A 24,441-nucleotide genomic window follows, 5' to 3' on the forward strand; every position below is an offset into this window, starting at 1 on the left:
CAGCCAGCAACCCCCTCGGTTATTTAATTTTTAGTATATTTTACTATGAAATTCCTTTAAACTCTACTATCTTCCTGTTCTTTCGTTCGATCAGCCTGATTCTTATTGCTCCCAATTCTCCAACCATTGCTGGACATAATTCACGAATCGCCTTGCGGAAGGTGATGCATTTTTCATGGATTGGACGGCAATTCCGAGTGAACGGTAGCTGCGCTCCTCGAGTTCCATCACGCACACCTTATGGTCGCGCCCTTGAAGAACAAGCTCAGGGAGGATACTGACGCCAAGCCCATTCTCCACCATGGCAATAATCGCAAAATCATCCCCTAGCGAAAACTTAATATTGGGTTTAATCGATGCGTGATCCAGAACCCGTCTGACATCATAATCAGAACCTTCACTCGAAATGATGAACGGCTCATTTTCGAGTTTGGCTAAAGGCAAATAGGACAGCTCACTTAGAGGATGATCCAGCGGTAAAATAGCCAGCATTCGGTCCTTCTTTAGAGGAATAACCTCAAATGTGCCGCGAGTTGGAATAGATATGAAGCCACAGTCAATTTGACCTTCTTCAATCCAGCTTTCTATTTCCTGATAATCGCCCTCCATCAGCTTAATTTCAATGGTCGGATACTCTTTCTGAAACTGCTTAATCATGCCAGGAAGCCAATGAACCGATACGCTCGTAAAGGTGCCTATACGAATTGTTCCTGCCTCCAAACCATGAATCGATGACACGACCTGCTTCAATTGTTCGTTCCAGTTTAATATTTCACGAATTGGCTTTAGCATCTGCTCTCCATTTGCCGTTAATTTTATCCCCGACCGTCCTCGGAGCAGCAGGGCAAAACCCAATTCTATTTCCAAGCTTTTGATCATATGACTTACGCCCGATTGCGTGAATCCTAGCAAATCAGCAGCTTTAGTCAGACTCCCTTGTTCAACTACTTTCATGAAAACTTCGTATTTATTTATACTCATCGATAGCCCGCCTTTAACATGAGATTTACTAATGTATATCATAACAAACATTCAATATACTTGTTAATCCTTCCTTAGTATACTGTGTTAGTACTTGGTATCCACCCGGTTCGATTACTAACACTTGCTAAACAAAGGATGGTACAGATTGAAGCCGCTGAAAGCCGATTTTCTTATTTTAATGATTACGTTATGTTGGGGTTCATCCTATATTTTTATGAAGCTGGGACTGAATTCGATTGAAGAATTTAATTTGATTGCTCTTCGCTGCGGGTTTGCGTTCCTTTTATCGGCCGCCCTCTTCCACAAAAGCTTGCGTCATACCGACCTGAAGACGTTAAAATATGCAGCATTGCTTGGATTATTATTATTTGGTGTATTTACAGGCATTATGTTTGGTCTAAAAACGACCACAACTTCTAACGCCGGATTTTTAATTAGCTTAACCGTTATATTTGTCCCTTTAATTTATGTCACCGTGTTCAAGAAAAAACTTAAGCTTAGCCTCGTCATTGGGGTTTGCCTTGCTATTATAGGTATTGGATTTCTTACATTAAACAGCGAGCTGAGAATATATCCGGGAGATTTCTTATGTATTATGGGGGCCCTATTGTATGCCATACATATTCTAATTACCGATTCTGCGGCGAAAACAACGAATACGTTGAACTTAGGCATTTTACAATTGGGATTCGCAGGTGCTTATGGTTTGTTCTTCTCTTTTCTATTCGAAACGCCCAAACTTCCTCATACATCAGAAGGATGGGTAGCCGTACTCGTATTAAGTATCGTGTGCAGTGCATTTGGCTATGTGGTTCAGCCTTTGGCTCAGAAATATACGACTCCTATCCGAACCGGGCTTATTTTTTCGCTCGAACCGCTGTTTGCAGCTTTGTTCGGGTTTGTGTTCATCAATGAAATATTGCCATTCAAAGGTTATATCGGCGCAGCGCTTGTATTACTCGGTGTTCTCGTATCCGGATGGCACGGTAGCAATAAGAAACAGAAGCAGCTAGCTGTTTCATGAGAAAAAGGCAGCCAATTACCTTTGGCTGCCTTTTTCTTTATAGCATTAATTGACATTGTGCAGTGCGTCGAGTGCAGCTTGTTTATCTTTTAGAAAGAAAACCTGCTTGCCTTTATTGCATTCATAAATAAAATCCTTCAAGCTTTTGCTTTCATAACCATCAAAATCTCCAACGATTGCGATTTTAACGTGATAATTCGTGTACTTTTGCAAAATCTCCCCGGCAAGCTTTGTTTTTAAATCAAAAAATTCCTCTGTTATATTCGCTTTATGGATCAATAGTTTATGGCAGCCATCTGTATAATTCACTGTTGCCATCAAGTCCAGTGCCCCTTGCACGTCGCTTACTACAATTTCTGTGCTCTCTATAATCGCAACTTTGGAATTCCCCTTCTGATCAATTTCTATTTCCATCATTACTCCACCTTTCGCTAATATTCCATACTTTAACACAAACCTTCCATCTGATAAATAAAAGGACAGAAAAACGCAAAAAAAGCCCGTATTTCACAAATCTATAATCGATAAAAAATGGTAAATTTGAAGCAAACAATAGGACGAGAAAAGGAGGTAATTTGAGAAGCAGCTGTGGAGCAATACTTCCCTACTTTGCATGATAAGAATGAGAAATCAGGAGGCTTAACGATGAAAAGAGTACTAGGAATACTTTTGGCTATGTTTGTTTTTGCAGGCACGATTGTTATACCCGCAAATGCTCGTGCTGCTAATGCAGCTGTGGACGGTCACGGATTGCTGGGCGAGTTTTTTAAATGTGAAAAGAACCCTAACAATCGTGAAGATATTACTATTTTTAATTTTAATGATTTTCGAGGAGAAAGAGCGGTCTCCAATCTAAACGGCGACTCTTTTGCAAGCATCTTCAATCAGCTCTCAGGAACACCCGATTTCAATACAGCACGTTTTACAGGTACAATTGTTCCAAAATATTCAGAAGACTACACCTTCCATATGGTTGGTGATGATGGTTTCAGACTATGGGTTAATGGAGCATTGATCATTGACTTCTGGCAGCAGGCATGGGAAAAACCACAAGTTAGCACCTCCATTTCATTGGAAGCAGGCAAGCATTACGATATTAAAGTTGAATACTTGCAAGGCTGGGGAGGCACTTGGCTTAAGATGGAATGGGAAAGCGCTAGCCAAAGCAGAGAGGTCGTGCCTGAATCAGCACTTTATTTGCCTACAGATCGTGTACTCACGACTAAAAAAGCTGATTTGACCGCAGAAATTCAAAAGGTAGATTACTTAACAGAAAACTTTGCGGACAAAGTAGCAGAAAGCGTAGTAAACAACTTAAGCTCTGCAAAAATAACTGCGGTAGAGCTGCTTGCCACTATTGATGACAAAGAAATTAGTGATTTAGATAAGGTTGGTTTGCTCGATGATGCCATTAAGAGCGTATCGATTGCCCGTTCTGACTTTATGAAAGAGATGGGAGTTACAAGCTCCTCCGTATCTGATAAATTTAACAATCCGCTGTATCAAGGACAGGACCCCTTTGTCACGTACAAAGATGGTTTTTATTACTTTGTTTCTTCAAGCAATTTAGACTCCAACAATAAAGTTTATGTATCCAAGTCTCGTACCCTGTTAGACCAAGGCGAAAAAATTATGGTATTCGATTCCCAAGGAACACAAACTCGGATTTTTGCACCTGAACTCTTCTTCTTTGATGGCAAATGGTATATCTATTATTGTGCTGACTTAAAAGAGTTTGATTACAAGCATATGGCGACGGTTCTGGAATCTGTGACAGACGACCCGCAAGGAGCGTACGTAGATAAAGGCGCCATTTATGCAGGTGAAAACGGCGTTTATAAACAAGCCAATGATTTCACGGTCTTCGACTACAAAGGACAACTGTATGCAGTTTGGGGCACGTTAGGCTCCGGCGAACCTATTGGCCCGGCAATTGCGCCAATGGATAACCCCTATACCATTACAGCAGACCGCTCCTTCCTGCCAGGCGGCGGCGGTGAAGGCCCTCGTGTATTGCAAAAGGATGGGAAAGTATTTATTACCATGTCCGAAGGTGATTATGCATCAAATGGCTATCGTTTATCTTATTTTATGAATACCGATGGCGATTTTTTGAACCCGGATTCTTGGACGCGCACAAATGATATTTTCGTTGCTACAGATGATGTTTCCGGCCCTGCCAGAGCAGGTTTTGTCAAATCGGCAGATGGCAAGGAAGATTGGATGATTTATCATTCGCGCGTATATCAAGATACTGGGCGCAACTGGTGGCGGCAGGTCAATATTCAAAAATTTGGTTGGAATGCAGATGGAACACCTCATTTCGGTATCCCTGTATCGCCATATGAATGGCAGGACTTGCCTTCTGGTGATTTAGGACTCGGAGATATGTATCAAGCTGAAGATGCTATTCTTTATGGTGAGATTACGAAAGACAACAGTCATGCAAATTATCAAGGAACAGGTTATATTAACCTGCCCAAAAAAGCTGGTGCAGAAGCCAGTTTTGTAGTGAATGCAGCTGAAGATGGTGATTACATCGTGGGTGTTAGATACGCTTATGGTGTGCAGGTCGATGGTGAATCTACAAATAATCCTACGACACAGTTGCCCGCAAGAGCAAACATCAATGTATATGTAAATGGCATACAAGTAAAAACGATTGGCCCAGATAAAACGGCGATCAGCTGGGATGAATGGTTTACCGCTTCTGAGCGTTTACGCTTAAAGGCTGGCAAAAATGTGATCAGTTATCGTATTGATAATGGTTCGATTGGCAATGTGAATTTGGACTTTTTGACGATGTATAAAGCCGATGTTCCTAACCTCAATCCCCCTGCTGAAGACGAATTAACGGGGACACTTACAGGTGCTTCACACCTTTCATTAGGCGAAAGCCTCGAAGTAAATTACGGGTTAACGCATGTGTCGACTAAATCAGAGGATGCCATTTATGCTCAGGATCTCACATTTGATTATGATGCCGACAAGCTCGCATTTGTTTCGGCGGAGTCCATAAAGAATGGTCTTATCGTTATTGATTCTAAAACGGACGTTCCCGGACAAATTCGGATTTTGCTTGCAAGTCAAGGTGCAGACCATGCTGTCACCGCCGATGGAGAATTGCTTAAATTAAACTGGAAAGCAATTAAAGAGTCATCAAGTACAAATATCACTCTCTCACAAGCGAAGCTTGCCAATTCAGCAGGCGTGGAGACCACACTTGCTCTTGTCACGCATAATGTTAAAGTCACGAGCACGATTGAGCTGAACAAAGAAGCTTTGAATGCCTTAATTACACAATCAGAGGCAGCCGTTCAAGCAGCTGTAGAAGGCAGTTCGCCAGGACAATACCCTGTTGGTTCCAAAGCCGCTTTGCAAGCAGCGATTCATGCATCCAAAGCAGCAGCCGATAAAGCTGTAAACCAAGCGGAAATTAATCAAGCGGTTACCGCCTTGAATCAAGCACTGCAAGCATTTAAAAACGCAGTCCATGTCCCAACATCAGGAGACACGAATTCAGATGGAAAAGTGACCGTTGGTGATCTTGGTATTGCAGCAGCCAGCTATGGCAAAAATTCAACTAGCCCTGATTGGAATGCGATCAAAAAAGCAGATATCAACCATGATGGCGTCATCGATATTGTTGATCTAGCCTTTATTGCAAAAACGATTGTACAATAAAGTTATCCATTCAATCATCAATTAAAAAAAGCCTCCTGCCAGTAAAATTACTTTACGGATAGGAGGCTTTATTTTTCACGATATTACATAAAATATTGCTTCTTACCCTTCCACCACGTCCGCACCCAATTCGCTCGCAACCTCAATCATCTTAGGGATCACGGCTTCATTCGTTCCGGACACATATATATCTCCCTGATAATGCCTGAACGGGATTGTGATATCGCCATAGCTCCACATAAAAAAATCACCATCAATAGACATCGTAGTTTCCCCTTTTACAGTGAAAACGGATGTATACGAAAAATCAGGTTTGTCAGCAAAATAACTTTTGCACTCTTCCAAAGATATGTTTTGCTCCAAATGGTTCTGCTCTTGCATTGTCCTTGTAATTCTATAGCGTTGACTCATAAAGTTACCTCCACTATTGTTCTTATGCTGATCAGCCAGTTAGTCCAGCATCATTAACCTTACACTCTTGCTTCCAGATATTCAACCAATTCCGCCATAATAACGCTACAATCCATTGCGGAACTGTCTTGGCGTCATACTCATGTGTTTGCGAAAAATCCGATTGAAGAAGCTGACATCTTGAAATCCGGAACTATATGCGACATGTACAACCTTGTTGCGATGATCCTTCAACAATTCGCAAGCATGCCTGACTTGAAGGGAATGCTTGTAGTCCATGAGGCTCATGCCTGTCGCTTTCTTAAATTTTGCCGTGAAGGATGATACGCTCATGCCGCAGGTTTGGGATAGCTGATTCAACGATAACGGCTGTCGATAATTTTGTTCTACGAAATGCAAAATAGAACTCATCCATTCCTCTTTCGGCAGCGGACTATTAGTATTGTTCTCGTTGTTATCCTGATAACGACTTAACAATACCAAACACTCGATCCAATTTGTTTTTATGACGAGCTGATAACCTACCGGCTTTTCATAAAACTCCTTGTGAATTTTTTGGAGAAGAAATTCCAATTGCCCCCGCTGATGCTCGTTCAATGAAATATACGGTACAAAAGAGGCATTTTTCCTTAGAAAAGGAGCGAGATAAAAGAAATTGATGAAGGCGGGTATTTGCAGCAGGACGCCCAATTCCTTCTGAAGCAGTTGCTTCTCAAATAGCAGATTGTATACGATCGTTTCTTCCCCATCGGTATTAAAGTAGCCATGATAGGTTTGCGGCTCTATGACGAATACATCACCGGTTGCTAGCGGATATCGTTGATCGGCCATTTCATGCAGCGCTCCGCCCTTAACCACATACACAAGCTCAACAAAATCATGTGTATGCGCAGGAATGACCTCACCTTTTTTAATTTGATAGCGCTGTATAAAAAAAGGAAACTCTCTGTCCTCGAAAAAAGCATTTCCATTTAGAATAGACAATTCAAGTCCATCCTCCTTAGCAGATCGTCCTACTTTTTTTGTAGATCATCCAAGAATTCGAACGGCTCCCTGTCGTAAAGTAAACCTAAGTACTTTCTATAAAAGGGAGAATGGTTATGTTGAATGATAAGAGGGTTTTGACGGAAAAGCAAATCATTTTTTATCGGGAAAACGGTTTTGTTCAAGTGGATAATGTGCTTTCCGAGGACGAGCTGCAAGAACTGAGGACGTATTTGGAAGAAACAATGAGTGATACTACAGGGCGTTCCATTCAGACGGACCAAGCTGGCGGCTCTTACTTCAAAGTGCTGAATCAGCGTGTAAACACATGGAGAGATCATGGCGGGATGGCCCGGTTCGTGTTAGGCAATCGTTTTGCAGATATGGGCAAGCAGCTTACTGGATTTGAAGGAATCCGTTTATTTCATGATCATGCCCTCTTGAAGATGCCGAATGATTCCAAACCAACGCCTTGGCATCAAGATTGGCCATATTGGCCGATGCAGGAAAGCGGAGCATTCTCTATTTGGATCGCGCTGGATGATGTGGATGAGAACAACGGCTGTATGATGTTTGTTCCAAAATCGCAAAAAATAAAAAATTTAAAAAGCATCGACTTAGTTGCTCCAAATGATATATTTGCCGATGCAGGAGCTCAAGACGTGGATAGAAACACTGCGGTGGTCGTGCGTATGAAAGCCGGAAGCTGTACCTTTCATGACGGGTTGACGTTCCATTATGCGAATGCCAATCATACTGATAAACCGCGGCGCGCGCTTGCTATTATTTTCATGCCGGATGGCACAATATTTAGCGGAAAGCCGCACAGCTGTACGGAAGGATTGGGTCTAGCAGCTGGGGACCGCATACAAGGCGGATTGTTCCCGAAGCTAGCATAAAAGATAAATATCAAACAACTTATCAATAATGTCACGTTAATCACAGTTATCTCAAAAAAAAAAGCCGCATTCAATGCGGCTTTTAACTATTTCACTTCCGTTTTCCGTCCACGAATTTCAGACTTTTCAGCTAATACATTTGAGTTTTGACTTAATACAATGTTGTCCCCATCAAATAGAATGTGGACATGAATAGAGAAAGGCGTTTCGATTAACCTCAAGGTCAACTGAAGCGTGTTTTCCTGCTCCCAGGCAAAGCTGCCAACGAAGCGTTGATATTCTCCCTGAAACAGAGGCGTCGTTCCCTCTACCCAGGCACCTCGACCAAGCTTAATCGTATATTCAATATCCTCCTTGCTCAGAAGGAAGACGGCTTTATTAGCCTCGAAGGATATAGAAATGCTTTTCCAAAGCGGTTCGTTTTGTTCTAGCGTATATTCAATGCCGTCAATGATGGCTTCCAATGGTGAATCCGGCGGCAGCTGCGGCAGCGGTAGCGCTAGCTGCTGCAATTCATCCGCAAGCTTCGAATATGCATCCTGATTTGCAGGAAGTGATGATGATTCCATTGCTGGGAGCAAGTGATCCCAGACCACATCCAGAATACCTTGCAAATCATTTGTACCGCTTGTCATTGCCAGCACCGCATTCTGCTCGGGCATCACGACACAAAATTGACCGAATGCACCGTCACCGCGGTACACTCCGTGCCGACATCGCCAGAACTGGTAGCCATAACCTTGCGCCCAGTCACTCACTCCACCGTCTCCATTGGATATTTGTGCTGACGTCGCTTCATCAACCCAATCTTCCTGTAGCAGACGCTGTTCATTCCACAAGCCTTTCTGCAAATATAGCTGGCCAAACTTAGCAATATCCTCCGTGGTAATGTTTAGCCCCCACCCTCCAACATGGATTCCCCGAGGACAAGATTCCCATGTCGCACCTTCAATGCCAAGCGGTTCAAACAACCGCGGCTGCAAATATTCAAGCAGCGTTTGACCAGTCACCTTCTGCAGTATGGCTGCCAGTATATATGTAGCCCCGCTGTTATAGACAAAATGTGAACCAGGTGCATGCTCTACAGGAGCATCCAGAAACGCCTTGACCCAATTTCCATCTTCACACTGCTGAAGCTTACTTGTTGTGTCCTGATCATGGCCTGTTCCCATCATCAGCAAATGACGGATTTCCATCGCAGCTAAATTAGAATTTATCTCGGCTGGAACATCCTCCGGAAAGAACGATACAACCGCATCGTTTAACGACAATTTCCCTTCTGCAGCAGCGAGACCCATGGCAGTTGAGGTAAAGCTCTTGCTAAGCGAGAACAGCATATGAGGAATATCCGATGCATAAGGCTTCCACCATCCCTCTGCTACTACCTGTCCATGTCTAAGCAGCATAAGGCTATGCAGTTCCAGCTTTTTCTCTTTTACAGTATTTAAAAAGGCAATTACAGCAGCGGAGGGTATTCCTTGTGTTTCCGGCTGACTTCTGGGTAAATGAAGAGTAGTCCGTTCCATCATTTCATTCCTCCTTTATACTACTAACTTACTGCAACTTCAGAGGACTGGCAAGCACTTTTGTTAGCGCTATCATAGATGTCTCGTTGAACCATGTTTTCATAAATAACATACTTACTAGCTGAGTTTATTTACTCACATGCAGCAAAGCGCCGATGGCACCTGAATACTCCCCATTTTCGAGAAATATAGGATTTGCCCCTCTAAGCCTCGTATAGCTTTGTACCACATCTTTAAGAAATTCATTTCGAATAAACGACGAACCGATGAATACGACAGAGGATACGCCGTATTGTCCAGCCGCAAGAACACTAACGGTCGCCACCGTTTCCCCTACCATTCCAATGACAGAAGCTAGCAGTTCTTCTTTTTCCAAATCTGCTTTCGATACCATGGGGTCAACATTCCCGAAGTTGCTGGCTGTTAAATCTCCTGGTATAGGGGGCACTGTCCCCTTATAAATTTGACTTACCTTCAAATCTATACGATCTCGTATACCTTTAGCAGCTAAAGGTACAATGCTGTCATAGTCAGTTATTCCTGTAAGCAGCTGTGATAGCCCCATCATGGTGCCGCCGCCGACCCCGGTACCGCCGACGCGCTGCTGCTCGCTTTTGTCTATACGGTGAATTGAAGTTCCGGTGCCAACATTGGTTAATATGTATGACTCCTCCGTTATTCCACTTGTTGCAAGAAGATGTCGCACACCACTCGATGTTGCTTCAAATTCAACGATTTGTTCAGCTTTTTGACTTAATAACGATCTCAAAAAAGTGGCTTTACCGCCTGTCGTACAGATCTTAATGTTATCTAATCCGTTTATCCAAGATGCCACATGCTCCAAATCAGCAATAGGAAACTTTTCAAATTCGAGCAGATCATTTTTCATATATGCGACTTTGATAAGTGTCCCGCCAGCATCAATTCCAATATTCATCTTGATTTGTCATCTCTTTTCTCCCATTAACATGCTTTGTCCGTACAATCATACACTCGAGCTGAGCATGGCTGGAATATTTATTTCTTTCACACAGGAAGCCCTTGAGAGATTCATCACACATTTAACCAAGGATACAATATCCTGAAGGGGGATCTGTGTCCCATTATAAGCCGATAAAACCTTCTCTATTCCATCTTCATATGGGATCTGAGTTGCAATTTCGCCTGGATTTATACAGGTTACACCTATTCCGTACTTCTTCACATGCTCACGCAAAGAATTGCTTATTCCACGCAATCCGAATTTCGAGGCAACAAATGAAATTTGTGTACTGTCATTATTTTCAAGACCTGATGTAGATCCGATGAAGAAAATTTTTGCGTTGTTTGATTTTTTTAAATTCGGCAGCAGCTTCTGGACACAAGTTATTGCAGAGGTCACGTTTACATTTATAATTTTAACAATTTCGTTAGGATCATCCTTCTCAAAATCATAGTCATCCATAAATCCTTTGCTTTCCCATATCCCAACATTATATATGAATACGTCTATGACGACATCATGTAATCTACTCGCAATTCTATCGCTTGCTTCATTCAACGCTAGATCAGCTTCAATCCAATAGCGATGAACACCATCGTTAAGTCCCAAACCATTCGGACAGCTTCTGGAAACTATCCATACGTTATCTCCCGCTTCCGGTAATCCTTTAACGAATGCCTCACCGAGTCCTTTACTCGCTCCAAAAATAATAAAATTTTTCATATAATCCTCCCATGGTTTTATTTCATTATCACTATTATATTCATATACTTAATATATAATAATGTTTAATTAATGAGAAAATCAAGTCTATAAGAGTAGGCGGGGCGTACTACAATACCATGATCCTTTTCCAGCTCGGCCACCATCTATTAGAAATCAACTAAAAACAAGCAACAGCTCCTTATCATCATTCGATAGGAGCTGTTGCTTGTTTTCAACGTTGTAAACTATATTTATGGAGCTTTTCCCGCTACTCTCCAGCCTCGTTTTTTCAACCATTCCCTGCACAGCAATGTCCACGTTCCGACACTTGCATCGTTCTCGGCTAATCCCATACCATGCGGACCACTCTCGAACATATGCAGTTCGCAAGGAACATGATGCCTATTTAATGCCTGTGCGAAGAGAAGGCTGTTCTCCACCGAAACGGCCTCATCGTCTGCCGTATGCCACAGAAAAACAGGTGGTGTATCCGCCGTTACTTGCAGCTCATTGGATAAGTCACGTCTTTGCTCCTCAGAAGAAAATTCCCCAAGCAAATTGACCATGGAATGATGATGACGGAACTCTCCAAAACTGATAACGGGATAACATAAGATAAGCAAGTCAGGACGACTGCTTTCCCTCTCAATTGGATCAAGATCCCCCATTCGCCCTCTGTCGTAATGTGTTCCAACTGTGGACACAAGATGACCGCCTGCGGAAAAACCTATCACACCTACTCGTTCCGCATCAATATTCCAGTCTTTTGCATGATGACGTACATAACGGATGGCACGCTGAGCGTCAAGCATTGGAACAGGATGCTTGTAAGGCGCGAACCGATACTTCAGCACGAAAGCAGAAATGCCGAGATTGTTTAACCATCGAGCGATAGGCTCGCCTTCATGATCTGCGAGCATGCCATAGGCACCACCCGGGCATACAATGACAGCTGCTGCAGGAACATCACTATCAACCAAATAAGGAGTTAATGTTGGATCTCCCTGCGGTTCTTCGCTAATCAGATGCGGTGCACCTTTTGGCCAAATTACAATCGGAGTTGTCAATGTATACCCTCCAAGCTGTTATGGTTATGTTTTAGCAGCTAGTTTAAATAATTGATCGAATCATATGGGCTGCTGGAGCCTTTGAATCCGCAATAGATCCCGTTTCTTCTCCGGCAGCTTGAGGCACATTCAATAAAACGATAGGAATTAGACCCTTCGTAGGCCGTCCAGCTGAAGTAATCTCGACGATCAGATCATACCGCGGCTCCTTTAATGCATTGGGCGTCAACTCGAAGAAAAGCTCGTTATAGCCGACATTGCAATGATACTGCTCCAGCGGTACGCTAATATTCGGTCCTGGAGACACGGTCCAACCCTCCGGCAAATRCCATTTGACGCTTAACCACTGCTGTATAAACAGCTGGTTGTCCAAGACAAGGCGGAACCGTTTCGGCTGAGCCTCCGATACAAAGGGTTCATTCTGATAATCCAAATAGACCGAAAAGATTTGAAAGTCGTATTGGACCATAAATGGGCTTTGCTTGAACAAATCGGAGGTTTCACGATAAACCCAGCAGTTTACTCTTTTCGGATAATTATATAAATCCTTATCCTCTTTAGTCTCGATTGTATATCCGCGTTCCGCATTTACATAGTCACAATACTCGCTTCCAAGAAAAATCGGTGTCAGCTTTAATATGCGATCCGTAAGTTCCGTCACCGTCTTCGGGATCTTTAAGCCTTGATCTCCCAGATTGATGCATAAGGTTTTGATCTCGTCCCCAATAGGCTCCAGCCATTCCGACGGCACACGCTCAGGCTCGCCAATAATCCCCATAATGGCGCCAAGTGTTGCCGCTGTACAATCGGTATCTTCACCGCAATTATTCGCGATACAAATACTTTTGCCAAAGTCGCCTTCTCCATAAAGCCAGCCGATGATTGTAATTCCAACGTTGCTTGGCGCATCCCAGCCCATATCCCCGACAGGGACTTCATCCGTCAACAGTTCCGGAGTCATCCCGATAATACCGAAGCTGCCAGGAAGTTCTGTCAGCACACGAATTCGAGCTTCCTGCCAGCTCATACCCGAACGATAACATTCTATAACCGTCCGAACCGCTTTTGCAGATCCGCAATCATCTGGAAGGTATGAAAGTCCGATGTCGATTAGCTTATACGTATCGCTCTCTACGAAAGCGGCGCTTTGGATGGCTGCGAAGAACACTTCCGCATACACACCCTCGTGACTGTGATCGACAACTGCATCCTCAAAAGCATATTTCACAGCGATATCCGGATGGCCGGGTGCGAGACATGCCCATATCTCCGAGCGAATAAACGCCCCATTGCTGTCACGGAATTTATTGTTTACATAACCGGATAACGGCGGCACGATCCCCATCCGCATATTGTTTTTCCCTGCACCGTATTCGGCCCAGTTAGGAACGATGTAAGACAGCCAATATTCGCCCAATATTCGTGAATTAATCATTTTCCCGTGTTTCTCTGCTGCATTCAACCACACCAATTGCAAATCCAAATCATCGTTAGGAAGAACTCCTTGCGTCAGATCATGGGTGTAATAAGTGACATCCAGCACCCCGCGTTTGCATTCAAAAGGCGCTCCGAGCGTCCCCCCGACATTTTTCCCGATCCAACATCCGCGCACTTTGTTCTTATACTGGTCTAATGAAATTTTCATCTTTGCACCTCTTATTCTCATAGTGGTTACATCAATGAGTTTATCAACGAAACAGTACGAGAAACATCGACATTGTTAAGGTTTAAAAATAAATAATGTTAAAAAAAACCGTTCCATTTCATCGATTCTATCGGTTCATATCCGTATGCTCATAGTGTTGTCAGAGATACCATAATCTCCTATAATTAATTGATCCTATTTAATAGGTATGGGAGGGATTTCATGTCTTTTTTTACAATGTCAAGGCTCGCGAGCCTTGATGTGAGATGGGCTGGCATACAACAGGGCAATGATAACCTCTATATGATGGAGCATTCCAATCCTTTTTTTGAACTGATGGTCGTTGCCGAAGGGCCCATTTACCTGCAAGTGGAATCCGAACAGCTCGAGCTGAACTCCGGAGACATCTTCATTTTAAAACCATGGGAGCGGCATTACAGCTGGAAAAAAACGAACCCCAAAGCGAATTTCTTCTGGGTTCAATTTTCCTGCACGCCTTCTCTGAAGGAAGTCGGAGACTTGGCATCTGGCATCGATTATTCGCTGCTGGAGCATCAGGATTTACGTACCTTTGAATATGAGCATGTCGATGAATTAATTCTTCCGCGGCATTTTCAATTCCCTCGTCCCTACGAGCTTCTTTCCCAATTCGAAAAGCTGCTGGAGACCTTCTCTAAGCCAGAAGTATATTTTCGCTTTCGCTCCACGCTGCAATTTGCGCAAATTTTGGAATCCATTGCTTTATCCATTTTAGTCGAATCCAAAAATCAGCGTTACATTCCCGAATCATTTGTTGTTTATCGCAAATTGGTTCGTCTATTAGATGAAGCATACACCGACAACCTGTCAAAAGAAGAAATAGAACGCAGCATGGATCGTACGTATGAATATTTGTGTCAAATCTTTAAGAAATATTCAGGTACAAACATCATCAAATATACGAACATGTTAAAAATTCAAAAAGCCAAATTTCTATTGAAAAGCACGAATCGAACCGTACAAGAAATTTCTCAAGATGTCGGAATCTCGGACACCTTTTATTTCAGTAAACTATTTAAACAATATGAGAAAATTAGCCCTACCGCTTTCCGTGAACGCATGCATCCTTCCTGATAGCAAACACAAAAAAACCTGCCCATAACAGGCAGGTCAGCAGCTTATTTTCCGTTTTTTTGATGCTATTTAAATTTTATATCCGAATACTTCCCCTTAAATTCGATAAACTGTTTCATGTTAGTAGAAGACAATAATGTATTGTTTATTTTAAAACGGTTAAATACGATCCCGCTCACATTATGGCTGTCGTCAACGCCACTAATAAGAGATTTTCGTGGAAGCTTGCCGCGGTAGATAATGTTGTTAAAGGAGACGTTGCTCACAGAACCAGGCGCAATTCCAGCAGCCATCTCATCTGTCTTGATTTGAAAAAGCATAGAGTCCCCCGGAGCTTCGAACTCATCGATATGAATATTTTTAAAGGCAATATTGCTTATCTTGTTCCCTCCTGTTGCCCAAATTTGAATCGCACCATTATATTTATTCAGATCCCATACGCCTCGTTGATTCAAAATATAGATATTCTCAAAGTTAACCTTATCGATCGTCGCATTTGGCGTATCGCCAAGCCCAAGCAATATCGGACGGGCATTATCTGCCCAAAAAATCGAATCCTTCACCGATATATTCGAACTCTCTCCATAATGATAAATGACAAAATTATCGTCCGTCGTTCTTATGAATACGCCTGAAACCTGCGCATTTTTGCTGCCTGAGAGGTGAATGCCATCAGCATTAACCATCGAACCGAAAAAATTTATGTTTTTGATCGACGTTTGATCCGTAAAGTTCATAACGACTGACCACATCGGATAATCGATCAGTGTAATGCCTTCTACCTTTGAATTAGTGCTTCTCGTAATCCATATCGCCCCGCTTCGTCCCTCAGCGTAATTTCTAGGCCGCAAAAGATCACCACCGTACATGATACCTCGGCCTTTAATTGTAATGTTGCTCAAATCATCTGCAGAAATTGACCCTTTGACAAGCGAGCCTGGTGCCAAATAAACAGTCGTATCGCTCTGACTGATATAAAACGCTTCTCCTGCATGCCAATTGCCATAACCGGTAGACGACATATAATGAGTAGAATCATTGCCGTCAGTCATTTTGGAGTAACTGGGGAATGCCCCATTTACCGCTTTGCCCTTTGCAATATTTGTAGAATCGTCTCCCTTTTTATAAAGCTTAAATTCGCTTGCCAATGATGTCATTACATAATGACTTGATCCGGTATTACCTAGTAGGACAAGCTTTACATATCTCGCGTTCACATTACTCAATAAATCGGTGACTGTTCCTTCCTTATTATTCTCATACCCATCGTAGACTTTTACATACGGGTCGTCTTTTCTCTCCTTGGCCTCAATCACGAATCGTTGGGGCCCTTTTGCAAACCACTGGGAGTCGGTTAGCTGCTGTACCAAATCAAATTTTTCCAGTTGAACAGTTTCCTCGAGATCAAGCTCAACCCACATCCCTTTTGGCAGCTCGTGCTCGCCCGGCTTAAAATAATACGTATCTTTTCCCGTTGGCAAATAAAGCGGGATCGGGTCGCCAGGATTTATAACATAAACGTTTGCGGCATTCTGTGAAGGTGCATCGTTCTCAGGCATGTTTGAAAGGATATGCAAATTGCCCTCACTCCAGCTGCCATTCACCATAATGGTGGGCTTTAATGGAGCTATGCTATTTTGCGTGAGCGAAAAGGTTAATGTTTTCCCTTCTGTTTTTTTAGCATTAATTCCATAAGCCGAAGGGCGTATTTCATAATTTTTGATTTTTTCCTTGTTATACGTTACCTTAAACTCTGCTGTACCTGAAAAGTCTACGTTAACCATGGCTGCATCCGTTGGCACATCTTGCTCCTTCTGCTCGCCGTTTTTTACGTTATAAACATAAAGCTCTTTCCACGTCTTCTGGCCGCTCTCTCTTATCCAAACCGAAAAACTATTGTTTTTTTGCTGCCAAGCAGGCGTATCCCAAGTAACGATTTTTGAAGTGCTCTGCTTATTTTCCTGATTCACAGCATGCGCCTCCCCAACATTCAAAAAAGTTGCTATCAAAAAGAGCACAAGCAACAGCTTCATCTTCATCACAAACCATTCCTCCCGATATGAAGTCATGATAATTCTTAAATCTAACCTTTCACGCTGCCAAGTACGATGCCTTTCATGAAATACTTTTGCAAAAAAGGATAGAGAACAAGCACAGGCAGTGCTGCAAGAAAAATTTGCGAGGCTTTGGTCGTACGGTCTGATACCTCAGCAAGCGCCTTCATATCTTCCGCTGTCAGGTTTCCCCCTGCCGTAAATAATTCCGTACTTACAACAAGTGTCTGCAGATACGTCTGCAACGGATAATTCATAGGCGAGTTCATATAGATCAGTCCATCGAACCAAGAATTCCACTGTCCTACGCATGTAAACAACAGAATTGTCGCAAGTGCAGGAATCGATATCGGAACCATCATTTTCCAAAGCAGCTGCCAATGGGTACATCCGTCAACAAGTGCAGCCTCTTGAATTTCTTTCGGTGTACCGCGAAAGAAATTCAGCAGCAGCACGATGTTGAACACCGCCACAGCGCCTGGAAGTACAAGTGCCCAGATCGTATCAAGCATATGGTAATTTCGAATGACCATGTAGGTTGGGATTAATCCCCCGCTAAACAAAATGGTTACAAAGAAGAACCACACATAGAAGGTTCGCATTGGAAACTCCGTCCGTTCCTTCGACAACGGATACGCGGAAATAACAACCACCAACAAACTGATGATCGTACCCAGAACAACCCGTACAATAGAAACAAAAAGCGACTGTAAAAATTCCGGTTTGGACAGAGCGTACTTGTAGGAGCTCAGCGTAAAATCAACTGGCCACAGCTTGACCGCCCCAGCCGTCGCCGCCGAGCTTGAGCTAAACGACAGAGCCAATATATTAATGAGAGGAAGCAAACAAACAACAGCTAACGTAATAAGGAAAACATTATTGCAGATAAGAAAAACTTTTCTTCCCAGTGAATCATTGAAGTCCATAACGGTCTCTCCTTTCCTTAAAAAATACGGTAACCAGCAATACGATAAGCAAGCCAGTACGATGCTCCTACAAAAATCAAAGATACCACCGATTTGAACAAGCCGACAGCTGTCGCAACCGCATATTGAGCATCTATAAGACCTAGTCGATACACAAAAGTGTCCAGAATATCTCCCGTACGATAGACAAGCGGGTTATACAAATTGAATACTTGATCGAAGCCAGCATTCAGCACGCCCCCAAGCCCGAGTGTCGCCAGCAGCACTATGATGGGAAGCATGCCTGGCAATGTCACATGAATCGTTTGTTTCCATCTGCCTGCCCCATCCATAATGGCGGCTTCGTATAATGTAGGATTAATGCTTGTAAGCGCAGCGAGATAAACAATCGTGCCAAACCCGAATTCCTTCCACACATCCGTGACAACGAGCACATAAGGAAACAGCTTATCATTGCCAAGAAAAAATAGCGGTTCCATTCCAAACCAGCTAATCACTTCATTCAGTAGTCCCTGTGATGGTGAGAGAATATCAATCAGAATGCCGCCAAGAATGACCCACGATAGGAAATGCGGCAAATAAATAAGAGTCTGCACCGATCTCTTGATCGATGATTTCCGCACTTCATTAAGCAGCAATGCCGTCACAATAGGGGCAATTTGACCGAAGATGATTTTCAGAAAAGCAATAAAAATGGTGTTCCATAATACTTGGCCAATCCCAGGCATTTGGAGCATAAACTCGAAATTGTTCCAACCCACCCATTTGGAATCGAAGAAGCCTTTAGCAGGAATGAAATTCTGGAAGGCAATGACGATTCCTGCCATAGGGATATAATGAAACATGATTAACAATAGAATTCCGGGCACCAGCATAAGATGCAGAGGTAGATGCTTCTTCCAAGATCGTCTTCTTTTGACGGTCGCCGCTTGCAACATGATCATTCCTTTCTAAGCTGATAGAGTAAGAAAGGAAGCAAGCCATTCGAGCTGCTTCCTCTCCCTTCTCAGGTTATTGTTTAGCCTTATACCATTCGTTTACTTCAGCCGTAATTGCATCTCCGCCAAATTTCTTCCAATCCGCTACAAACTTATCGAACTCGCTTACATCCGATTGCCCCATAATAATTTTCGTGAACACTTCCAGCTTCATCTTATCCAGTGTGCTTTTCTTGGCTGTCATCGTTGGCGTGCTTGGTCCCGAATATTCATCAACCAGATACTTCTTATCCTTCACGTAGTCGCTGACTACATTCATACCGCCTCCTGGTCCAGCCCATTTATAGGAAGACCAGGCCTGCCCTTCCTCGTTGCTGTCTATAAATTTCCCCGATAACCACAACTGGTAGAGGTCATAATGATGCTTTACATCGGCAATCGGATTATCTACATACTTCCCTGCATCAACCGATTCCTGAACACCTCGGTGAATATTTATCAGCTCCAGTGGATCACTTATGATAACAGCTGCAAATGCCGCAACATTAATTTCCTTGTTTTCTCCCCCGTACCAATAGGCGTCCAGACGTCCTTCCGGACCATATTGCTTCTCTACTGCAAAATTAAGCAGCTTCACGAGCGCTTCCGGATGCTCGAACCCTTTGCGAACGACATAATAATTCCCAACCGGAATGCCGCCTGAGGTACTTGCTGGCTGGTCGTCAAAGGAAATGAGTGGATACGGCTTCCAATCCGACTTTTCCTTCTTATAATGATCCGTCAAAGGCCACCACACGGCACCCTCGCCTGAGTAGAACATGCCCGTTTTGTTACCAGCAATTAATTCGTATGCTTTAGACTGATCCTTGACCGCAAATTCTGGATCGATCAGACCTGCTTTGAACAGATCCTGCAGCTTCTGCAGCGCTGGCTTAAGGCCAGGTTGAATGTCACCGTAGATAAGCTGCCCTGAGTCATCTTTGACCCACCGTCCCGGATAAGCATGGAAGCTTTCGAAGAAGCCCATTAAGGAGTTCAGATCCTTATGGATTCCGCCCAGCCCTAGCGTGTCCTTCTGGTTGTTGCCATCAGGATCTTGATTCGCAAACGCCTCGGCAATGCGATATACGTCCTCCATCGATTTGGGCTCAGGCAAATTAAGCTTCTTCAGCCAATCTTGTCTAATCCATAACATCTGCGCACCGGTACCTGTGAAGGTAACACCAGGCAGCGCAAGCAATTTGCCTTCGAAGGTGGAGGCCTTCATTCCGTTGCCTCCATCATTACTTATGACTTGCTTCGTTTTCTCCGAAGCGTATTTCTCAAATACTTCCGTCATGTCCTCGACCATATCGGCATCGACAAGGCGCTTCAGCTCATTAGCTGACACCGTCAAAATATCAGGAATATCGCCAGAYGCGATGGTCACATTCATTTTTTGCTGCCACTGTGTCTGTGGAACGCTCCACTTATTGATCAGCTTAATACCCAGCTCCTCTTCATAAGAGCGATACCAAATATTGTTGTCTATGCTGTCGCCCTTCTCGAACTTGATCGACGGCGGCAGCGATCTTACGGTTGTCACCTCAATTGCAGGCTCATATTTGCCCAGCGGAACACCATCGGCTGGTTTGTCTGTCGAATTCGCTGCGCCCTTGCTGTCGCCTGTGTTTGCAGTGTTTTCTTGCTTGCCCTTGTTTCCACTCGCACCGTTATTCGTAGTGCTGCATGCTGATGTTAAGAGAAGCATGACTGCTGTAGCGAGAATTAAATATCGCTTCAAGCTTTTGTGTTGCATGTTTAATCCCCCTTTTGTTGTAAACGCTATCACTTGCATAAATAAAGTATAAGCCCGTTACATCGACTTCCGTAACAGGCCATTTCTTTACTTCTGCTTATCTATTTTTTACCTTTGTGCAAAAATTTGCCGAGCAAGCCCATCCATCATCGTTCTTCCAGCGATCGGTAATCCTGTGGGGTATAACCACTTGCTTTCTTGAAGAATCGTGTAAAATGGGGCGGTGAAATAAAGCCAAGCGCGGCACTTATTTCATGAATTTTCAGATCTGGTTGAAGCAGCATCCGCATCGCTTCTTTCAGCTTAGCCTCATGGATATAAGTGAGCACGTTCGTACCTGTCACCTTTTTGAAAGCTCTGGATAAATAAGACGGATTCCATTGTACAATCTCAGATAAACGCACCAAAGAGAGATCCTCTCCTAGGTGATCGTGAATATAGCTCTTCACAAGATCAATGGTTCGGTCGCGGCGTTCAGCCTGGTCCTGCTGCTGCATCTCAAAAATCGTCATTGCAAGTCGATAATAATAATCCATATATGATGCCAGATTCACTTGATCAGCTGCCGGCTGCATTAATACCGACAAATCAATGCGTACCGATAGGCGCTCCTGCAAATTAAAACGATGAATATGGCGCAGGAAAACAAGCGATAGCGCAGAGTAAACCGATTCCATTCGCATAGGCTCAGCTTTGAAGCGAGCCCAGGCCGAATCGAATGCTTCGGCTTGGCCGTTTGCTAAATATTCGCCAAACAAATCCGTTTTGCGCAGCATCTTCGCAAGGTAAAGCTCGGACTCGTCGAATTCAACTTGAACAACACCGTTTCGATCACCGGATTGACGATGATACTCATGCTCCAGCATCGCCCATCGGTCGGCAATGTCATCCCACTCGCAAGGAGACCTGTCCAGCAGAAAAAATAGTGAAATATGGAAAGAGAGCTGAAAGACAGCCTCTGCATTCTCCGCATATTCCCTAACCGCTAGTCGAGTGTCGCTCCACAAAGCAGATTGTTCAAGTTCAATCGGTTCGCTTAGATGACTGGCTGCCGGTTGTATGAACCAGACCATTGTTTCCTTGTCCACAAATATATACTTCATATGCAGGTGGGAATAACCATACTGCTCCTCGATTACCTTCATCCCTGCGTGCAGCCGCGCTTTTCCAGACTGCCGCGATCCAGAATCCAATCCGATCAGTTTAGCCATCATAAGGAGAACTGGACGCTTCGGATCGAGCGGAATACCGAGCTCCTCGAATTGATTGGATCTGCTGCGCCTATCAAATGATTCATCATAGAGCAGTTCGCTTAACAGCTCGTTTTGAAGCAGCGGCAGCGTTTGCTCCATCTGCTGCATCGCTTTGCCCATAAGACCTTCAATCTGCTGTTCTCCAGCGATATCCTCTGCCAGCTTGCCAATCGTATCCAAAATTTTCTCATGGCCCTCCGTCTTAAGAAGATAGCTGGTATTGTCATAATGGATAGCCTCGTATACATAATCAAATTCGCTATGCCCTGTCAAAAAAACAAATTTGCATCTAGGCCATAACCTGCGAATATGCTTGTGAAGCTCCAGACCGCTTAGAACAGGCATCCGAATATCGGTCATTACGATGTCAAATCTTCCCCTCCTTAACCATTCGAGAGCGCTCTTTCCAGAATAAGCCTTATATAATTCGAACTCGATCGGAAAACGTTCCTGCAGCAGCGTATAGAGGCCGTCTGCAATATCGGGCTCGTCATCAACAATTAACAATCTAAGCATACTCCTTGTCCTCCTTCCATATGGTCAAACGAACTTCCAATCCTCCAAGGCGGCTGCGCTCCACAACAAGTCCGCCTCGCTCCCCGTATTTCATCCGCAATCTTCGGTGTATGTTTAGAAGGCCGGTCGTTTCAATCGTACTTTCATCCGTTCTCAGCAGCTTCTCTAGCGTCTCCAGCCGTTCCTGATCCAATAATAGGCCATTGTCTTCCACACGAATGAACAAACAATCCTCTGCTTCTTCGAAAGTGATAGACAGAAGTCCGCCTTCCTCTATATGATCAAATACATGCTCGAAAGCGTTTTCGATTAAGGGCTGAAGAATAAGGCGCGGTACCTTAACCTCAAGGTAAGCAGTTGGAACTTCGCCGCACTTGGCCTTCATCCGCAGACGAAAGCGCCTACCCTGAATTTCAGCATAAATTGTGGCATGCTTGGCCTCCTCGAAAAGCGGTACTTCATCTGAGGAATTGCGGGTAATGTACTGTAAATAGCTGCCCATCTGTGAAGCGAACTGCTTAGCACTGTCATGATCTTCTACCGCAATCATGTTATACAGCGTGAAATAGCTGTTATATAGAAAATGCGGGTTAATTTGTGATTGTAGATGCTTCAGCTCAGCTCGTTGAACTAATATTTTGTGCGTATATACTTGTTCAATCAAATCCCTCATATAACGGGACATTTTATTAAAGCCCTGGAGCAAATATCCGAACTCGCTGCGGCTGTTCTCGGTAATCGTTACGTCCAATTCGCCTTTCTCCATCTTCCTAAATGCGCGCAGAAGCGCAAGCAACGGCCGATGGATCATACGGTACAAGGAAAGACACAAAACAATAATAAAGAAGAGGAATTCGGCAATTAACACCCAGAACAGCTGCTGGTAACGATGTAAATTATTGAACAAATGTTTCTCAGGAACAAAATGAATGAGTGAGAACCCGAGAAGCTCAGAGAACCGAGAGGATACGAGCACTCTATCATCTCCCTCGCCGACACTCCTAATATTCTCGTATTCATTAGGTGCACCCGATTTATATTGATCGATGTACTGATCCAAGTAGGGATTCTCATAATGATGAGTGCGAATAATAAAATCTCCGTTCGGATCGCTTAGAACGGAGCCGCTATTCTCGCTGCTCTCTAAAGAGGAAAGTGATTTGCTTAGCTCATTCGGTGAGAGCTCCACAATAATGGAATACATCGCATTTTCCGCTTCGTACAAACCACGCACCTCGTGAACAAGTACAATATACGGAATATGATTGAGGAAATAGATCGCTTTTCCCGGACTTTTTCTAGCCAGCTCACTAGTAGCATTAAATTGCTCATGCATCATCGCGCCCGTTCCCTGCATAGCGGAAATCGTACGGTTAAGGGAGGGAATATGTACGGACACATCCGATATATATACGCTGCTGTTTTTTAGTGCAAACAGCCTGTCCTGTACCATTAATATAGCTTGGCTTTTGTCATATTGATTCATGTAGTCTGGAATAACCGCCAGCTTGTTCAGCGATTCGTCGTTAATTAATTCAAACTGYAGCAGTTGAATCCGTTCGACTTCCTTCTCCATCGCACGTATATTCGCATCAACCCTCGACTCCATCGAGTTGGATATTTCCCTTCGCAGCAGCTCCCTGCCTCCAGAATAAAAGTTGTTCCCAATCAAGATAATCGGAATCAGCAACAATGCCAGCAATAACGCGAAGCGAAGCAACAGTGAGCTCTTTATTCTGCTAAACCCTGTACGGATAAGTACCGCCTCCATTTTTGCTAAGATTGCCATGAAGCAGCAGCTTAGACTCGTTTTTTGTTTCCACTTGCAGATGATGCAGCTTCACCGTATACACTTTTTCATTATTTAGAAGATTGTGCTCAAATGCAATACAAACACTAGTTTAATGTTAAGCGATTTCATGTGCTTTCAAC

19 protein-coding genes are annotated in these 24,441 nt (G+C 43.6%); 4 read left to right on the plus strand and 15 right to left on the minus strand.

Annotated elements, in window-relative coordinates:
• Window positions 1-102: 102 nt before the first annotated feature.
• Window positions 103-981, minus strand: coding sequence for a LysR family transcriptional regulator (locus tag AC1DPK_RS27500; protein ID WP_339208447.1), 879 nt, complete (start codon window positions 979-981; stop codon window positions 103-105).
• A gap of 148 nt (window positions 982-1,129) precedes the next feature.
• On the opposite strand from AC1DPK_RS27500, the gene AC1DPK_RS27505 reads away from it, so the two are divergent.
• Window positions 1,130-2,008, plus strand: a complete 879-nt coding sequence (locus AC1DPK_RS27505) for a DMT family transporter (protein ID WP_339208446.1) — start codon at window positions 1,130-1,132, stop codon at window positions 2,006-2,008.
• A gap of 45 nt (window positions 2,009-2,053) precedes the next feature.
• On the opposite strand, the gene AC1DPK_RS27510 is transcribed toward AC1DPK_RS27505, so the two are convergent.
• Window positions 2,054-2,422, minus strand: a complete 369-nt coding sequence (locus AC1DPK_RS27510) for a DUF4180 domain-containing protein (protein ID WP_430063168.1) — start codon at window positions 2,420-2,422, stop codon at window positions 2,054-2,056.
• A 231-nt stretch (window positions 2,423-2,653) separates the two neighbouring features.
• Here AC1DPK_RS27510 and AC1DPK_RS27515 point away from each other — a divergent pair, with 231 nt between their 5' ends.
• Window positions 2,654-5,692 (plus strand): family 43 glycosylhydrolase, encoded by a 3,039-nt coding sequence (locus AC1DPK_RS27515; protein WP_477512261.1) that lies wholly within the window; start codon window positions 2,654-2,656, stop codon window positions 5,690-5,692.
• Between the two features lie 102 nt (window positions 5,693-5,794).
• On the opposite strand, the gene AC1DPK_RS27520 is transcribed toward AC1DPK_RS27515, so the two are convergent.
• Together AC1DPK_RS27520 and AC1DPK_RS27525 are read right to left on the minus strand one after the other, a co-directional pair.
• The gene (locus tag AC1DPK_RS27520; RefSeq protein ID WP_477512262.1) at window positions 5,795-6,103 is read right to left on the minus strand and encodes a hypothetical protein; all 309 of its coding nucleotides are present in this window, start codon (window positions 6,101-6,103) and stop codon (window positions 5,795-5,797) included.
• 105 nt (window positions 6,104-6,208) lie between these two features.
• Window positions 6,209-7,087, minus strand: coding sequence for a helix-turn-helix domain-containing protein (locus AC1DPK_RS27525; protein WP_441881947.1), 879 nt, complete (start codon window positions 7,085-7,087; stop codon window positions 6,209-6,211).
• A 116-nt stretch (window positions 7,088-7,203) separates the two neighbouring features.
• Here AC1DPK_RS27525 and AC1DPK_RS27530 point away from each other — a divergent pair, with 116 nt between their 5' ends.
• A complete protein-coding gene (locus AC1DPK_RS27530) occupies window positions 7,204-7,986 on the plus strand; it encodes a phytanoyl-CoA dioxygenase family protein (RefSeq protein ID WP_477512263.1) in 783 nt (260 codons plus the stop codon).
• 86 nt (window positions 7,987-8,072) lie between these two features.
• Here AC1DPK_RS27530 and AC1DPK_RS27535 read toward each other — a convergent pair whose 3' ends face one another.
• The 5 genes from AC1DPK_RS27535 to AC1DPK_RS27555 all read right to left on the minus strand — a co-directional run bounded on the left by AC1DPK_RS27535 (window position 8,073) and on the right by AC1DPK_RS27555 (window position 13,911).
• Window positions 8,073-9,515: a serine hydrolase domain-containing protein gene (locus tag AC1DPK_RS27535; protein WP_477512264.1), complete on the minus strand. Its 1,443-nt coding sequence runs from the start codon at window positions 9,513-9,515 to the stop codon at window positions 8,073-8,075.
• A 124-nt stretch (window positions 9,516-9,639) separates the two neighbouring features.
• Window positions 9,640-10,449, minus strand: coding sequence for a type II pantothenate kinase (gene coaW, locus AC1DPK_RS27540; protein WP_477512265.1), 810 nt, complete (start codon window positions 10,447-10,449; stop codon window positions 9,640-9,642).
• A gap of 48 nt (window positions 10,450-10,497) precedes the next feature.
• Window positions 10,498-11,217, minus strand: a complete 720-nt coding sequence (locus tag AC1DPK_RS27545) for an SDR family NAD(P)-dependent oxidoreductase (protein ID WP_477512266.1) — start codon at window positions 11,215-11,217, stop codon at window positions 10,498-10,500.
• Between the two features lie 233 nt (window positions 11,218-11,450).
• Window positions 11,451-12,266 carry an alpha/beta hydrolase gene (locus tag AC1DPK_RS27550; RefSeq protein WP_477512267.1) on the minus strand — a complete coding sequence of 272 codons (816 nt, stop codon included), beginning with the start codon at window positions 12,264-12,266 and terminating at the stop codon, window positions 11,451-11,453.
• A 43-nt stretch (window positions 12,267-12,309) separates the two neighbouring features.
• Window positions 12,310-13,911: an ADP-ribosylglycohydrolase family protein gene (locus AC1DPK_RS27555; protein WP_477512268.1), complete on the minus strand. Its 1,602-nt coding sequence runs from the start codon at window positions 13,909-13,911 to the stop codon at window positions 12,310-12,312.
• A 222-nt stretch (window positions 13,912-14,133) separates the two neighbouring features.
• Between AC1DPK_RS27555 and AC1DPK_RS27560 the strand changes: the two genes are divergently transcribed.
• Window positions 14,134-15,024, plus strand: a complete 891-nt coding sequence (locus AC1DPK_RS27560; protein ID WP_477512269.1) for an AraC family transcriptional regulator — start codon at window positions 14,134-14,136, stop codon at window positions 15,022-15,024.
• Window positions 15,025-15,089: 65 nt separating this feature from the next.
• Here AC1DPK_RS27560 and AC1DPK_RS27565 read toward each other — a convergent pair whose 3' ends face one another.
• The 6 genes from AC1DPK_RS27565 to AC1DPK_RS27590 all read right to left on the minus strand — a co-directional run bounded on the left by AC1DPK_RS27565 (window position 15,090) and on the right by AC1DPK_RS27590 (window position 24,298).
• The gene (locus AC1DPK_RS27565) at window positions 15,090-17,063 is read right to left on the minus strand and encodes a glycosyl hydrolase family 28 protein (protein WP_477512327.1); all 1,974 of its coding nucleotides are present in this window, start codon (window positions 17,061-17,063) and stop codon (window positions 15,090-15,092) included.
• A 44-nt stretch (window positions 17,064-17,107) separates the two neighbouring features.
• Window positions 17,108-18,004 carry a carbohydrate ABC transporter permease gene (locus AC1DPK_RS27570; RefSeq protein ID WP_477512270.1) on the minus strand — a complete coding sequence of 299 codons (897 nt, stop codon included), beginning with the start codon at window positions 18,002-18,004 and terminating at the stop codon, window positions 17,108-17,110.
• A 17-nt stretch (window positions 18,005-18,021) separates the two neighbouring features.
• Window positions 18,022-18,942 carry an ABC transporter permease gene (locus tag AC1DPK_RS27575; RefSeq protein ID WP_139991467.1) on the minus strand — a complete coding sequence of 307 codons (921 nt, stop codon included), beginning with the start codon at window positions 18,940-18,942 and terminating at the stop codon, window positions 18,022-18,024.
• 73 nt (window positions 18,943-19,015) lie between these two features.
• Entirely contained in the window at window positions 19,016-20,740 is a 1,725-nt protein-coding gene (locus AC1DPK_RS27580; RefSeq protein WP_477512271.1) for an extracellular solute-binding protein, read from the minus strand.
• Window positions 20,741-20,886: 146 nt separating this feature from the next.
• On the minus strand, window positions 20,887-22,509 hold the full coding sequence (locus AC1DPK_RS27585; RefSeq protein ID WP_477512272.1) for a helix-turn-helix domain-containing protein: 1,623 nt from the start codon (window positions 22,507-22,509) through the stop codon (window positions 20,887-20,889).
• Window positions 22,502-24,298, minus strand: coding sequence for a sensor histidine kinase (locus AC1DPK_RS27590; RefSeq protein WP_477512273.1), 1,797 nt, complete (start codon window positions 24,296-24,298; stop codon window positions 22,502-22,504). Before AC1DPK_RS27590 ends, AC1DPK_RS27585 begins: the two co-directional genes overlap by 8 nt.
• Window positions 24,299-24,441: the final 143 nt, after the last annotated feature.

This window comes from Paenibacillus sp. 01T424, from assembly GCF_056398745.1.

Coding starts and splice junctions, on each gene's coding strand:
- AC1DPK_RS27500 (WP_339208447.1), bottom strand. CDS start 981: ATGAGTATAAATAAATACGAAGTTTTCATGAAAGTAGTTGAACAAGGG.
- AC1DPK_RS27560 (WP_477512269.1), top strand. CDS start 14,134: ATGTCTTTTTTTACAATGTCAAGGCTCGCGAGCCTTGATGTGAGATGG.
- coaW (WP_477512265.1), bottom strand. CDS start 10,449: ATGAATATTGGAATTGATGCTGGCGGGACACTTATCAAAGTCGCATAT.
- AC1DPK_RS27570 (WP_477512270.1), bottom strand. CDS start 18,004: ATGGACTTCAATGATTCACTGGGAAGAAAAGTTTTTCTTATCTGCAAT.
- AC1DPK_RS27520 (WP_477512262.1), bottom strand. CDS start 6,103: ATGAGTCAACGCTATAGAATTACAAGGACAATGCAAGAGCAGAACCAT.
- AC1DPK_RS27510 (WP_430063168.1), bottom strand. CDS start 2,422: ATGGAAATAGAAATTGATCAGAAGGGGAATTCCAAAGTTGCGATTATA.
- AC1DPK_RS27515 (WP_477512261.1), top strand. CDS start 2,654: ATGAAAAGAGTACTAGGAATACTTTTGGCTATGTTTGTTTTTGCAGGC.
- AC1DPK_RS27565 (WP_477512327.1), bottom strand. CDS start 17,063: ATGAAGATGAAGCTGTTGCTTGTGCTCTTTTTGATAGCAACTTTTTTG.
- AC1DPK_RS27585 (WP_477512272.1), bottom strand. CDS start 22,509: ATGCTTAGATTGTTAATTGTTGATGACGAGCCCGATATTGCAGACGGC.
- AC1DPK_RS27545 (WP_477512266.1), bottom strand. CDS start 11,217: ATGAAAAATTTTATTATTTTTGGAGCGAGTAAAGGACTCGGTGAGGCA.
- AC1DPK_RS27530 (WP_477512263.1), top strand. CDS start 7,204: ATGTTGAATGATAAGAGGGTTTTGACGGAAAAGCAAATCATTTTTTAT.
- AC1DPK_RS27535 (WP_477512264.1), bottom strand. CDS start 9,515: ATGATGGAACGGACTACTCTTCATTTACCCAGAAGTCAGCCGGAAACA.
- AC1DPK_RS27575 (WP_139991467.1), bottom strand. CDS start 18,942: ATGTTGCAAGCGGCGACCGTCAAAAGAAGACGATCTTGGAAGAAGCAT.